This is a genomic window from Microbacterium sp. NPDC057658 (assembly GCF_042799975.1).
Lineage (GTDB): Bacteria > Actinomycetota > Actinomycetes > Actinomycetales > Microbacteriaceae > Microbacterium.
This window is the reverse complement of sequence record NZ_JBHVHT010000002.1, coordinates 606,469-619,354: the sequence shown is the minus strand read 5'-3', so window position 1 is coordinate 619,354 and position 12,886 is coordinate 606,469. Positions and strand designations below refer to the sequence as shown.

Annotated in this window: 12 protein-coding genes; 2 read left to right on the top strand and 10 right to left on the bottom strand. The window is 71.4% G+C overall.

All coding sequences use genetic code 11. The features are described from left to right. Positions 1-432: 432 nt before the first annotated feature. Positions 433-1,767, top strand: a complete 1,335-nt coding sequence (locus ACFU8V_RS16495) for a CoA transferase (RefSeq protein WP_378872810.1) — start codon at positions 433-435, stop codon at positions 1,765-1,767. 33 nt (positions 1,768-1,800) lie between these two features. On the opposite strand, the gene ACFU8V_RS16490 is transcribed toward ACFU8V_RS16495, so the two are convergent. Genes ACFU8V_RS16490 through ACFU8V_RS16475 form a run of 4 tightly spaced genes read right to left on the bottom strand, consistent with a single transcriptional unit; the run spans position 1,801 to position 5,403 of the window. Further along, positions 1,801-2,613, bottom strand: a complete 813-nt coding sequence (locus tag ACFU8V_RS16490; protein ID WP_378872807.1) for a DUF4184 family protein — start codon at positions 2,611-2,613, stop codon at positions 1,801-1,803. A gap of 12 nt (positions 2,614-2,625) precedes the next feature. Then, positions 2,626-3,927, bottom strand: coding sequence for a tyrosine--tRNA ligase (gene tyrS / locus ACFU8V_RS16485; protein ID WP_157524065.1), 1,302 nt, complete (start codon positions 3,925-3,927; stop codon positions 2,626-2,628). Positions 3,928-3,979: 52 nt separating this feature from the next. Beyond that, positions 3,980-4,762 (bottom strand): hypothetical protein, encoded by a 783-nt coding sequence (locus ACFU8V_RS16480; protein WP_025105256.1) that lies wholly within the window; start codon positions 4,760-4,762, stop codon positions 3,980-3,982. Beyond that, positions 4,759-5,403, bottom strand: coding sequence for a SatD family protein (locus ACFU8V_RS16475; protein WP_025105257.1), 645 nt, complete (start codon positions 5,401-5,403; stop codon positions 4,759-4,761). Before ACFU8V_RS16475 ends, ACFU8V_RS16480 begins: the two co-directional genes overlap by 4 nt. 59 nt (positions 5,404-5,462) lie before the next feature. Here ACFU8V_RS16475 and ACFU8V_RS16470 point away from each other — a divergent pair, with 59 nt between their 5' ends. After that, positions 5,463-6,047, top strand: a complete 585-nt coding sequence (locus ACFU8V_RS16470) for a DUF1349 domain-containing protein (RefSeq protein ID WP_249520847.1) — start codon at positions 5,463-5,465, stop codon at positions 6,045-6,047. A 22-nt stretch (positions 6,048-6,069) separates the two neighbouring features. Here ACFU8V_RS16470 and argH read toward each other — a convergent pair whose 3' ends face one another. The 6 genes from argH to argC are packed head-to-tail and all read right to left on the bottom strand — an operon-like array spanning position 6,070 to position 12,790. Further along, complete coding sequence (gene argH, locus ACFU8V_RS16465; RefSeq protein ID WP_249520848.1) at positions 6,070-7,497, bottom strand: argininosuccinate lyase; 1,428 nt, start codon at positions 7,495-7,497, stop codon at positions 6,070-6,072. After that, positions 7,497-8,426 (bottom strand): ornithine carbamoyltransferase, encoded by a 930-nt coding sequence (gene argF, locus ACFU8V_RS16460; RefSeq protein ID WP_025105260.1) that lies wholly within the window; start codon positions 8,424-8,426, stop codon positions 7,497-7,499. Before argF ends, argH begins: the two co-directional genes overlap by 1 nt. After that, positions 8,423-9,628 carry an acetylornithine transaminase gene (locus tag ACFU8V_RS16455; protein ID WP_249520849.1) on the bottom strand — a complete coding sequence of 402 codons (1,206 nt, stop codon included), beginning with the start codon at positions 9,626-9,628 and terminating at the stop codon, positions 8,423-8,425. Before ACFU8V_RS16455 ends, argF begins: the two co-directional genes overlap by 4 nt. Further along, a complete protein-coding gene (gene argB, locus ACFU8V_RS16450; protein WP_101844881.1) occupies positions 9,625-10,542 on the bottom strand; it encodes an acetylglutamate kinase in 918 nt (305 codons plus the stop codon). The genes ACFU8V_RS16455 and argB overlap by 4 nt, the downstream gene beginning before the upstream one ends. Then, complete coding sequence (argJ, locus tag ACFU8V_RS16445; RefSeq protein ID WP_101844878.1) at positions 10,539-11,696, bottom strand: bifunctional glutamate N-acetyltransferase/amino-acid acetyltransferase ArgJ; 1,158 nt, start codon at positions 11,694-11,696, stop codon at positions 10,539-10,541. The genes argB and argJ overlap by 4 nt, the downstream gene beginning before the upstream one ends. Further along, entirely contained in the window at positions 11,693-12,790 is a 1,098-nt protein-coding gene (argC, locus tag ACFU8V_RS16440) for an N-acetyl-gamma-glutamyl-phosphate reductase (protein ID WP_366215238.1), read from the bottom strand. Before argC ends, argJ begins: the two co-directional genes overlap by 4 nt. Between the last annotated feature and the right edge of the window lie 96 nt (positions 12,791-12,886).

The window sequence follows — 12,886 nt, the reverse complement described above, 5'->3', positions numbered from 1 at the left end:
CATTTGACAAGTGCACGCTGTTGAGTTCTCAAGGATCGGATGCTCCCACGACCCAGCCATCACAGCCAGGCCCGAAGGGCAACTTCTCTATCTTAGCCATCCCGACCCGCTTGTCAAATCGGCGCGCCGCGCGGATCTTGGATCCGCTGCGCAGCCGGTGACAGCCGCAGAAGGGGTGGATCTCCCATCCTAGGCGCAAGCGCCGGATCTCTCAAGTGAGAGTGAATCGGGAGTGGTTCTCCGCTTGAGGGGGGTGAAGCTCTGGGCTTCTCCGCTTCCCTGTGGGGCGAACAAGTAATAAGTTACGTGGATTCCGGGGGTCTGGCAAATCGGGCGCACCACCCCGGGCGTGTCGCGGGCGCCCCGCGCCGGGATTCGGCCGGATCAGCGGCTGTTTCCAGCGGTATCCGGGGGCGGAGTAGCATCACGCCCATGCCCGCTCCCTCCTCCGACACCACTGCCGATCTGCTCGTCCGTGTGTGGCGGGACACGGGCGTCGCGCCCCTCCCCGCGGACTCCCTCGCGTCACTCCGCACTCTCGATCCGGTGCCCCTCGCCTCGCGCACGGCGACCGCAGAGCTGGCTCTCGCCAGTGTGGCCGCGGTCACCGTGGCCGCCGGACTCGACCCCGGGTCCATCGATCCCCGACGCGTGGCCGTCGCCTACCGGAGCGACCGCTACCTGCTGGTCGACGGAACTCCCCCGCCGGTGTGGGCGCCGCTCTCCGGGTTCTGGGAGAGCGGCGACGGGTGGGTCCGCACACATGGCAACTACCCGCACCACGCTCGAGCGCTTCGCCGCGCGCTCGGTCTGTCCGGCTCGGCGGGTGCGGAGGCCGTGACCCGCAGGATGTCGACCCTCTCGACCGACGAGGCCGTGGGCCTCATCTCCGCGGCCGGCGGACTCGCGGTGGCCGTGCGTCACGAGGACCCCGAGGCCGACCGGGCGCAGCGAGCTGCTCCGCTCCTCGATGTCGCGGTCGCCGACCCCGAGGGCGGACGAGCGAAGGACCGACGGACCTCGTCTCCCGCCGTCTCGGCGCGCGCTCCGCTCGCCGGCCTCCGTGTCCTGGACCTCACCCGAGTGATCGCGGGGCCGGTGTGCACACGGACGCTCGCTCTCCTCGGCGCCGACGTGCTGCGTCTCGACCCGCCGCAGCTCCCCGAGCTCCCGTGGCAGCACCTCGACACCGGCCATGGCAAGCGCTCCGCACGCCTCGACGCCCGGTCCCCCGAGCTGCACGCCCTCCTGCAGTCGGCGGATGCGGTCGTGCTCGGATATCGGCCCGCCTCGCTGGACCGGCTCGGCCTCTCCCCCGACGCTCTGGTCGAGCAGCACCCGGGTCTCCTCGTCGCGCAGCTCAGCGCCTGGGGACCCGATCATCCCGAGCGCGCCGGTTTCGACAGTCTCGTCCAGGCGGAGAGCGGCATCGCGATGATCGAGGGCGACGACGGACGGCCGGGCGCCCTCCCCGCCCAGGCGCTGGATCACAGCAGCGGATATCTTCTCGCCGCCGCACTCACCCGCCTGCTCCGTTCCCGCGACGGGCGCTCGCGCATCGTGCGCACCTCCCTGCGCCGGGTCGCCGCCGAACTGCTGGGGATGCCGCGCACGACCGCTGCCGTGCGCGCGCCGGAGATCGACGCCTCGGCGCATCTCGCGCGATTCGACGTGGACGGGACCCCGGTCGTGACGGCGGCACCCGCGCTCCCCGGGCTCAGGTTCGAGGCCCCGCACGCATGGGGTACGGACGCACCACGCTGGTGACCCGGCTTCCCGACGTGCCGCGTCCGCTGCGGGTCAGACCGCGGAGCGCGGCCGCCGCACGGCGAGGACCACGCAGAGGACCAGAGTGAGCAGGCCCCACACCGCACAGGCCGGCGGCAGCACCCGATACGCGAGATGCTGCACCGTGAACTCAGCGGAGAGCGGGCCGAACGCGAGCAGTCCGCCGACCCACGCGAGCACGAGGATCACCGGCAGCGAGAGCCACCACGCGATCCGCACGACCGTCGGAAGGATCCGGGGCGCATGCGTTCGCGGGGTCGCACGACGCAGCCACAGTGCCGCCCAGATCGCCAGACCCAGCAGGCCGAGCGCGCTCGAGGCGTACTGGAGCCACTTGTAGCCGTCGAACGGACCCCACGAGTTCGCGAGCGCGGGCAGCAGATCGACCCCCCACCGCGACTCATGCGTGAACGCGTCCCAGAGGATGTGCGAGAGCACCCCCAGCATCGCGGAGAGCACGAGCAGGACCGGATACGGCGACCGCGCACTCCGATACCGGGGACGGTCGTCGCGGGTCAGCGCCTCGACCCCGGCCCGGAGTCCGCTCGCGCCCCACCCGGCGGGCAGCCGCGTGCTCACCCAGTCCGGCAGCAGCTCCAGGGTCGCGGGGCGCAGCAGCACACGCCACAGCAGGAAGAGCACGAGCGCGAGCAGAGCCGTCCACAGGACGTTGACCGGATCGTGCAGGAAGCCGTAGTTGAGCCCGATGTTCCGCAGGAACAGCGAGATGTCCGGCGTCATCGCTCCGATCGCGATCGCCGCGGGAACCAGGGGCGTGCGCACGAACGGCAACGCCACGATCGCGTGACTCGGGGTGAACGGCATGCCTGACCGGGATCAGCCGAGGAAGACGCCGGCGAGAGTCTTCTTCCCGCGACGCAGCACCGAGACACCACCGGGAAGCGTGCCCTGCACGGTCGCGGAGTCGTCCTCCACCCGCTCGCCGTCGAGGGACACCCCGCCCTGCGCGATGGCGCGACGGGCCTCCGACAGACTCGACACCAGCCCGGTCGCGACGAGTGCGTCGACGACCGGAGTACCGGCGGCGACCGTCGCGTGCGGGAGCTCGTCCAGAGCCGTGCGCAGCGTCGCCGCGTCGAGAGTGGTCAGGTCGCCCTGCCCGAACAGCGCCTCGGACGCCGCGATCACGGCCGCCGTCGCCTCCACGCCGTGCACCGTCGCGACGACCTCGAGCGCGAGGCGCTTCTGGGCGGCGCGGCGGAACGGCTCCGTCGCCACGAGTTCGGCGTACTCCTCGATCTCGGCCCTGGTCAGGAACGTGAAGACCTTGAGGCGTTCGATCACGTCGGCATCGGCCGTGCTGAGCCAGAACTGGTAGAACGCGTAGGGGCTCGTGAGCTCCGCGTCGATCCAGATCGCGTTGCCCTCGCTCTTGCCGAACTTCGTGCCGTCGCTGTTGGTGATCAGCGGCGTGCCGATCGCGTGGACCGAGGCCCCCTCGACCCGGTGGATGAGGTCGGTGCCGCTGGTGAGGTTGCCCCACTGATCCGAGCCGCCCGTCTGCAGCACGCAGTCGTACTGGCGGTAGAGCTCGAGGAAGTCGAGCCCCTGGAGGATCTGGTAGCTGAACTCGGTGTAGCTGATGCCGGCGTCGGAGTTCAGGCGCGCGGCCACCGCGTCCTTCTTCAGCATCGTGCCGACGCGGTAGTGCTTGCCGATCTCCCGCAGGAAGTCGATCGCGGAGAGCGGCGCCGTCCAGTCGAGGTTGTTCACCATGCGGGCGGCATTGTCGCCCTCGAAGCTGAGGTACCGCTCGACCTGGCCGCGCAGGCGGTCGACCCATTCCGCCACCGTCTCGCGGGTGTTGAGCGTGCGCTCCGCCGTCGGCCGGGGATCGCCGATCAGGCCGGTGGAGCCGCCGACGAGACCGAGCGGCTTGTGCCCGGCGAGCTGGAGGCGGCGGAGCAGGAGCAGCTGGACCAGGTGCCCGAGATGCAGACTCGGTGCCGTCGGGTCGAAGCCGCAGTAATACGTGACGGGGTCTCCCGCGAGCAGGGCGCGCAGCGCCTCCTGGTCGGTGGACACGTGGACGAGGCCACGCCACACGATCTCGTCCCACACGTTCTCGAACGTGGGGTCAATCGCCTGCGGCGCGGTCGTCAGAGCGGGAGTTGACACGCGCTCCAGGCTAGCAGCGCGCAACTGTCCCGCTGCGTCGCGGGCGGGGGTGTCAGCTGTGCGCCGCCCACCAGACGAGGAACGCGGCACCGAGGCCGATCACCCAGCTCACGAGGCTGCCGACGAGGAAGTACTCGGCACGCGCGCCGGTCTCCCCGTCGCGGGAGATCTCCGGGAAGCGGACGATGCCCTTGGCGGCGAGCATGGCTGCGAGCACCGGGTAGGCCGCGGCGAGCGTGAGGATCATCACGAGCACGCGTTCCAGGGGGCCGATGAGCCGCCCGCCCTTGAAGCCGTGGCGGGGATCGGCGGGGATCACGGCGGACACCGCAGGGGCGTCGGCCTCCGACCGGTCGGAGGGTACGGGCTCGGGCGCGACGGTCCCCGAGACCTCGGCCGGGCGCCAGGTGTGCTCGCCGTCGAGAGCCGCACGGACGACGAGGTTCGCGGATTCGAGGAGGAAGACGCCGGCACCGAGCGCGAGCACGGCGAGATCGAACGGCACCTCGCCGAAGGGCGAGCGGAGCGTCCAGAGCTCGCCGATGAGACCGGACGTGCTCCTCGACCCGCCCCAGACCACGGCGGCGATGCTGAGGGCGGCCAGCGCGACCGCCGGCCAGAACCCGGCCCGGGACGGCCCCTCGTCCGGCATGCTCCACGCCCACAGCGCCCCGGCACCGAGCCCCAGGAGCGCGGGCAGCAGCGCATCGCCGCCGATGCCGAGGAGGAGGACCACGGCCGCGGCCACGACGAAGCCGATCCACCGCCGCGGCACGAACTGCCGGACGAGGTCGGTCGCGCCGACGGCGAGGAGGACGAAGCCGGCGAGGATCATGCGGACTCCCCCCGGAGCGCGGCCACGCCTTCGATGAGAGCGGCGGCTCCCGCACTCCGCAGCGACTTGGAGACGCTCGGCTGCGAGATGCCCTCCTGGGCGGCGAGCTCCTGCTGGGACCGGCCGACCAGGCGTCCGTAGGTGAGGTGGCGTTCGCGCGTGCTCATCGCCCCCACCAGCTCGTCGCGCGCGAGGACGTAGGCGTTGGACGCGGCGATCACGGTCTCCATGACCTCATCCTGACCCGGGGCGCCGACAATCCAGGTGCGCGTGCGCGGCACGGCGCGCTGTTCGCGTGCGTGGACGGTCTCGATCGCGGCGCGTGCCGCGTACCACCCGGGTCCGTCGGCCAGCTCGCCGTGCACCGAGGTGACCGGCCTGACCTCGCCGACGCCGATGCCGAAGCGGAAGGCGAGACCCTCCGGGAGGCGGAGCTGGACCATGAGGAGGGAGAGGAGCGCGTCAGGCAGTGCGCGGTAGACGCCCTGCTGCTCGTCCCCTACCGTGGGCGTGAGCGGGTGGATGGCCAGCGGGCGATCCTGTTCCACCTGTGCGATGGTCTCGTCCAGCGCGCGCTGCGCAGCACCGCGGTCCCGGAGTTCCCGGGACCCGACGATGTCGGCGATCACAGCGACGACCATGACATAACCGTAGCACGAATATTCGCTGTTTATGCCGTTATCAGCTATAGATGGGAAATATGCCTGAATCACGCATCATCAACTGGACCGATGCCACCTGGACCCATGCCCCCGCCTGGACACACGTCGACGGTCACCTCGACGCCACCGCGGCCGAGGGCAGCGACGCCTGGCGCCACACCGCCTACGGTTTCGTGCACGACACGGAGCACGCGCTGCTCGCGCCGCTCGCGGTCGGCGAGGCGATCGAGGTCGCGTTCCGTGCGCCGTGGGAGGGGCAGTTCGACCAGGCGGGGCTCTTCGTGCGCGCCGATGAGGAGCACTGGATCAAAGCGGGCGTCGAGTTCGCCGATGGCCACCTCGGTCTCGGTGCCGTCGTGACCGCCGGCCGATCCGACTGGTCGGTCGGCTACGTCGACGACTGGCGCGAGAGCGAGATCACGGTCAGGGTCAGCCGCTGGGCGGACGCGATGATCGTGCGCGCCCGGGCGGACGACGGCCCCTGGCGCCTGGTCAGGGTGGCTCCCTTCTCCGGCGATGCGACCGTCTCCGCGGGACCGTTCCTCGCCGCGCCCACCCGCGCGGGTCTGACCGTCCGGTTCACCCGGTGGGAACGCTCGGCCGCCGACGGCGACCTGCACTGAGGCGAGGCCGCCGCCGGAGCGATTACAGGCCGAGCGCGTGCGCAGCGGCCTGCGCGCGGGCGACGAGCTCCGCGCGCTGCTCGGCCACGCGCTCCGGAGCGGTGCCGCCGACGCCCGTGCGCGACGCGACGGAGCCCTCGATCGTGAGCACCTCGCGGACCTCGGGGACGAGGTGCGGCGACACCGACAGCAGCAGCTCGTCGGAGGCGTCCTCCAGCCCGATCCCCTGCTCCTCGCAGGCACGGACGAGCGCGCCGGAGATCTCGTGGGCGTCGCGGAACGGCACGCGCCGCTTCACCAGCCACTCGGCGACATCCGTCGCCAGGGAGAACCCCTGGGGGGCGAGCGCGGCCATCCGCTCCGTGTGGAAACGCAGCGTCGCGATCATCCCGGCGAACGCCGGCAGCACGACCTCGAGCGTCCGCACCGAGTCGAACACCGGCTCCTTGTCCTCCTGCAGATCGCGGTTGTACGCGAGGGGCAGGCCCTTGAGGGTCGCCAGCAGGCCGGACAGGTTGCCGATGAGACGCCCGGACTTGCCGCGCGCGAGCTCGGCGATGTCCGGGTTCTTCTTCTGCGGCATGATGCTGGATCCCGTGGAGTAGCCGTCGTCGAGGGTGACGAAGCCGAACTCCCGCGTGTTCCAGAGGATGATCTCCTCGGACAGGCGGGAGAGGTCGACCCCCGTCATCGCCGCGATGAACGCGAACTCCGCCACGACGTCCCGCGCAGCGGTGCCGTCGAGGGAGTTCTCCGCCGGCCGGTCGAGGCCGAGCTCCGTCGCGACGAGCGCGGGATCCAGGCCCAGGGTCGACCCCGCGAGTGCTCCCCCGCCGTACGGCGAGACACCGGCGCGACGGCGCCAGTCGACGAGGCGCTCGAGCTCGCGCACCAGCGGCCAGGCGTGGGCCTGGAGGTGATGGGCGAGCAGCACCGGCTGTGCGTGCTGCAGGTGCGTGCGGCCGGGCAGGATCGCGTCGGGATGCGCCTCCGCCTGTGCCACGAGCGCATCGATCACGCGCAGCAGGTCGCGCGCGATCACCCGGGCGTGGTCGATCAGGTACATCCGCACGAGCGTGGCGATCTGGTCGTTCCGGCTGCGGCCGGCGCGGAGGCGTCCGCCCAGCTCCGGACCCAGCTCGGCGATCAGCGCCTGCTCGAGTGCGCCGTGCACGTCCTCGTCGGTGGGCAGCGGCTGCAGGGTGCCGTCGGCGACCTTGCGCGCGACGGCGTCGAGGCCCTCGTGCATCCGGGCGGCCTCATCCGGCTCCAGGTACCCCGCGGCGGCCAGCGCCGTGGCATGCGCGTGGGATCCCGCGATGTCGTACGGCGCCAGGATCCAGTCGAAGTGCGTCGACCGGCTCAGCTCGACGAGCTCCGGCGACGGACCGGTGGCGAACCGCGCGCCCCAGAGCGCGCCCTCGTTGGTTCCTTCGTGCGAACCGGCCATCACGCGTCCTTCTTCCCGAGAAGCCAGACCAGCAGGGCCTTCTGGGCGTGCAGGCGGTTCTCCGCCTCGTCCCACACCACGCTCTGCGGACCGTCGATGACCGCGGAGTCCACCTCGTAGCCGCGGTCAGCGGGCAGGCAGTGGATGAAGATCGCGTCGTCGTGCGCGAGCTCCATGGTCTCGGGCGTGACCTTGTAGCCCCCGAGATCGCGGATCCGCGCGAGCTTCTCCTCCTCCTTGCCCATCGACACCCAGGTGTCGGTGACGACGACGTCGGCGCCGGCGGCCGCCTCGACCGGGTCGGTGAAGAGCGTGATCGATCCGCCGGTCTCCCCGGCGCGGCGGTCGGCCGCTTCGATCACGTCGGCGCGCGGCGCGTAGTCCTCCGGCGAGGCGATGCGCACGTGCATGCCGGCCGTGACGCCCGCGAGCGCGTAGGAGTGCGCCATGTTGCTCTGGCCGTCGCCGAAGAACGTCAGCGTGAGGCCCTTGAGGTCGCCCTTGTGCTCACGGATCGTCAGCAGGTCGGCGAGGAGCTGGCAGGGGTGGAAGTCGTCGGACAGCGCATTGATCACGGGGACCCGGGTGCCGGCGGCCATCTCCTCCAGCCCCGACTGCGCGTAGGTCCGCCACACGATCGCGGCGACCTGGCGCTCGAGCACGCGGGCCGTATCGGACGGCGTCTCCTTCCCGCCGAGCTGGCTGCTCGCCGTGGAGATGATGAGCGGCGTGCCGCCGAGGTCGGCGATACCGACGGCGAACGAGACGCGCGTCCGGGTGGACGACTTGTCGAAGATCACGGCGACGGTCTGCGGGCCGGCGAGGCTCTTGTCCGCCCAGCGATCCTTCTTGAGCTCGAGCGCGAGATCGAGGATCTCCGCCTGCTCGGCGGGCGTCAGATCGTCGTCGCGCAGCAGGTGGCGGGTCATGCGGGGACCTTTCCGGTGGCGGAGGTGTGGACGTCGGAGAGAGCGGCGGCGAACAGCTCGCGGAACTCCGCCAGCTCCGTGTCGCCGATGGTGAGCGCCGGCGCGACGCGCACGGTCTCGGGGTTGGCGGCGTTGACGATGAGACCGCGGTCCTGCGCGGCGGCGACCACCGCACCCGCCACGGGCTGCGAGAGCGCGACGCCCACGAGGAGTCCGCGGCCGCGGACGCCGCCGACCAGCGGGGAGTCGATGCCGAGGATGATGTCCCGCAGCTCTGCGCCACGGCGCGCGGCGTTGTCGACGAGGTCGGCGCGCTCGATCTCGGCCAGCACCGCGTCCGCCACGGCCGTCGCGAGCGGGTTGCCGCCGAACGTGGAGCCGTGCGAACCGGGGGTGAACAGGGCGCTCGCGGCCCCGTAGGTGACGAGGGCGCCGATCGGGAATCCGCCGCCGATGCCCTTCGCGAGCGTGATGGCGTCGGGCGTGATGCCCTCGTGGCTGAATCCGAACCAGGCGCCGGTCCGGCCCGCGCCCGTCTGGATCTCGTCGACGATGAGCAGGGCGCCGTGCGCGAGGGTCAGCGAGCGTGCCGCGGCGAGGTAGCCCTCGGGCAGCTCGACGACACCGGCTTCACCCTGGATCGGCTCCACGATGACGGCGGCGACCCGGTCGTCCATCGCGGCCTCCAGCGCTTCGATCGTGGCCGGGATGTGCTCCACGCCTCCGGGCATCGGCGCGAACGGCGCACGCATCGACTCCTTGGCCGTGAGCGCGAGCGAACCCATCGTCCGGCCGTGGAAGCCGTTCTCCAGTGCGAGGATGCGCGGACGCTCCGCGCCGCCGTGCAGACGGGCGAGCTTGAACGCGGCCTCGTTGGCCTCGGCACCCGAGTTCGAGAAGAACACGCGACCATCGATCCCTGCGCCGGCAAGGCGCTTGAGTCGGGCGGCGAGCGCGAGCTGCGGCGGGGTCGCGAAGTAGTTGGAGACGTGCGCGAGGGTGGCGGCCTGCCGGGACACCGCATCGACGAACACCGGGTGCGCGTGGCCGAGGGAGGTCACCGCGATGCCGGCGAGGAAGTCGAGGTAGCGTCGGTCTTCGGCGTCCCACAGGTACGAGCCCTCACCGCGGGTCAGCAGCGCGAGGCGCTCCCCCGCGTTGAGCACGAGATCACGTGCCGCGTCGTCCTGCCAGACGGTCATGCCGTCGCCCCTTTCTCTCCCAGGACCACTTCGGTCCCGATTCCCTTGCTGGTGAACAGTTCGACGAGCACCGAGTGCGGCACCCGTCCGTCGATGATCGCCGCCGCGTCGACGCCGCCCTCGACCGCATCGAGGCACGCGCGCATCTTCGGGATCATCCCCGACTCGAGGCGCGGAAGCATCTCGATGAGCGCGTCCGATGTCAGGTGCGACACGAGCGAGTCGCGGTTGGGCCAGTCGGCGTACAGCCCCGGCACGTCGGTGAGGATGACGAGCTTGCGCGCACCGAGGGCCACGGCCAGCGCGGCGGCCGCGGCATCCGCGTTGACGTTGAGCGACTGCCCCGGGTGGTCGAGGTCGGGCGCGATGCTCGACACGACCGGGATCCGCCCTGCGGCGAGGTGATCGAGCACCGGTGTCGGGTCGACCTGGACCACGTCGCCCACGCGGCCGAGGTCCACCTCCTCGCCGTCGATCATCACACCCCGACGGCGGCCGCCGAAGAGCCCGGCGTCCTCGCCGCTGAGTCCGGTGGCGATGGGGCCGTGCGAGTTGATCTTCGAGACGAGCTGCGGGTTCACCTGGCCGGTGAGGACCATCCGCACGACGCCGATGGCCTCGGTGTTGGTGACGCGGTACCCGCCCTTGAACTCGCTGGGGATCTCCAGCCGCTGCAGCATGTCGGAGATCTGCGGCCCGCCGCCGTGCACGACCACGGGCTGCACACCGACGTAGCGGAGGTACGCGATGTCCTGGGCGAAGGCCTCCTGCAGCTCGTCCGAGACCATGGCGTTCCCGCCGTACTTGACGACGACGATCTGGTCGCGGAACTTCTTCAGCCACGGCAGCGACTCGATGAGGGTGGTGGCCTTCTGCGCCGCGATGTCCGGCGTGGTGTCCTGGATGTCGGTCATGAGGCGTAGGCGCTGTTCTCGTGCACGTAGTCGTGGGTGAGGTCGTTGGTGAGCACCGTGGCGGTGGCCTCTCCGACCTTGAGGTCGATCATCAGGTGCGTGGCCCGCGGCGTCAGGTCGACCTCCTCACGGGGGCGGTCCGGCCCGCCGGCGGTGCAGACGCGGACACCGTTCATCCACACGTCGACGTCGTAGGGGTCGAACTGCGCGGCCGTCGTGCCGATCGCCGCGAGGACGCGGCCCCAGTTCGGGTCGTTGCCGAAGATGGCCGCCTTGAACAGGTTGTTGCGGGCGACCGAGCGGCCGACCTCGACGGCGTCCTGCTCGGAGACGGCGTGCTGCACCTCGATCGTGATGTCGTGGCTCGCGCCCTCCGCGTCGCCCTGCAGCTTGACCGCGAGCTCCTGGCAGAGCGCGGTGAGCGCCTCGGCGAAGTCGTCGAGGTCGGGGACGACCTCGGAGGCGCCGTTGGCGAGCAGCGTCACCTGGTCGTTGGTCGACATGCAGCCGTCGGAGTCGAGGCGGTCGAACGTGCGCCCCGTCGCCCGGCGCAGCGCCTCGTCGGCCTGGAGCGGTTCGAGCACGGCGTCGGTGGTGAGCACCACGAGCATCGTCGCCAGACCCGGGGCGAGCATGCCCGCGCCCTTCGCCATGCCGCCGATCGTCCAGCCGTCGCGGGTCACCACAGCGGTCTTCGCGACCGTGTCCGTGGTCATGATGGCGTGCGCGGCGCTCTCCCCGCCGTCCGCGCTCAGCTCGGTGATCGCCTGCGCGGTGCCCGCGAGGACCTTCTCGCGGAAGACCTCGTCCCCCGTCCCGATGAGCCCCGTGGAGCAGACGAGCACGTCGCCCGCGCTGATGCCGAGCAGTTCGGCCGCCTTCTCCGCGGTCTGGTGGGTCGTCTGGAACCCGAAGCTCCCGGTGAAGCAGTTTGCACCGCCGGAGTTGAGGACGACGGCCTCGACCACGCGGTCCGCGACGGCCTGCTGCGACCAGATGATGGGGTTGGCCTTGGCGCGGTTGCTCGTGAAGACGGCGGCGCCGACCTTGCGGGGGCCGCGGTTGACCACGACGGCGACATCGGGCTTGCCGGTCGACTTGAGTCCGGCGGCGACCCCGGCCGCCTCGAATCCTGCGGGGGCGGTGACGCTCACGGGGCGACTCCGTTCACTGAGAGGGCGCGGGTCTCGGGAAGCCCCAGCGCGATGTTCATGGACTGGACGGCAGCTCCGGCGGTGCCCTTGACGAGGTTGTCGACGGCGGTGACCACCGTCACGCGGTTCGCGGCGCGGTCGATCGCGAGGCCGAGGAGGGCCGTGTTCGCCCCGAGCACGTCCGCCGTGCGCGGGAAGCTCCCCTCCGGCAGCAGCTGGACGAAGGTCTCGTCGCCGTAGGCGCTCTCCCATGCCTGACGGATCTCGGCGTCGCTCACACCCTCGACGATCGGCGCTGTGGACGTGGCGAGGATGCCGCGCGACATCGGCACGAGGACCGGAGTGAACGAGATCCGGATGTCTTGGGTCCCTGAGCCCGTCGAAGGGCCTGAGTCCGTCGAAGGGCCTGAGCCCGTCGAAGGGCGGGCGGCGGCGAGCGCCTGACGGATCTCCGGGATGTGGCGGTGCGTGCCGCCGACGGCATAGGGGTTCGCGGAGCCGAGGATCTCGCTGGCGAGGAGGTTCGTCTTCAGGCTCTTGCCCGCCCCGGACGGGCCGACGGCCAGGACGGAGACGATGTCGCCCGGGTCGATCACGCCGGCCGCGACACCGGGGGCGAGGCTCAGGCTCACCGTGGAGGCGTTGCAGCCGGGTGCGGCGATCCGGGTCGCGCTGCGGAGCGCGTCCCGCCCCTTGCCCCCTCCGACGAGGAGCTCGGGCACGCCGTACGTCCACGGCTCATGGAAGGACCCGCCGTAGAACGCGTCCCACTCCGCCGACGAGGTGAGCCGGTGGTCCGCTCCGGCGTCGATCACCAGCGGGGTGTCGCCGAGGGCGTCCGTGTACTGCCCGGACTGCCCGTGCGGGAGGGCCAGGAACACGATGTCGTGTCCGGCGAGGACCTCGGGTGTGGTGTCCTGGAGCGTCAGGTGGGCGAGTGAACGGAGGTGCGGCTGATGGGCGACGAGGGGCTGTCCGGCGTTCGAGTGCGCCGTGACGGTGCGGATCTCGACGTCGGGGTGAGCGGCCAGGAGGCGCAGGATCTCGCCGCCTGCGTAGCCGGAGGCGCCGGAGACGGCGACGGAATACGTCATGCTTCTACCTTAACGGTCGGGTCCTCGACGATCTCGGGACCGGGGGCGGGGCCGGAGGCGGCGACACCGGCACTCGACCGCCGCGCGGACGCAGGC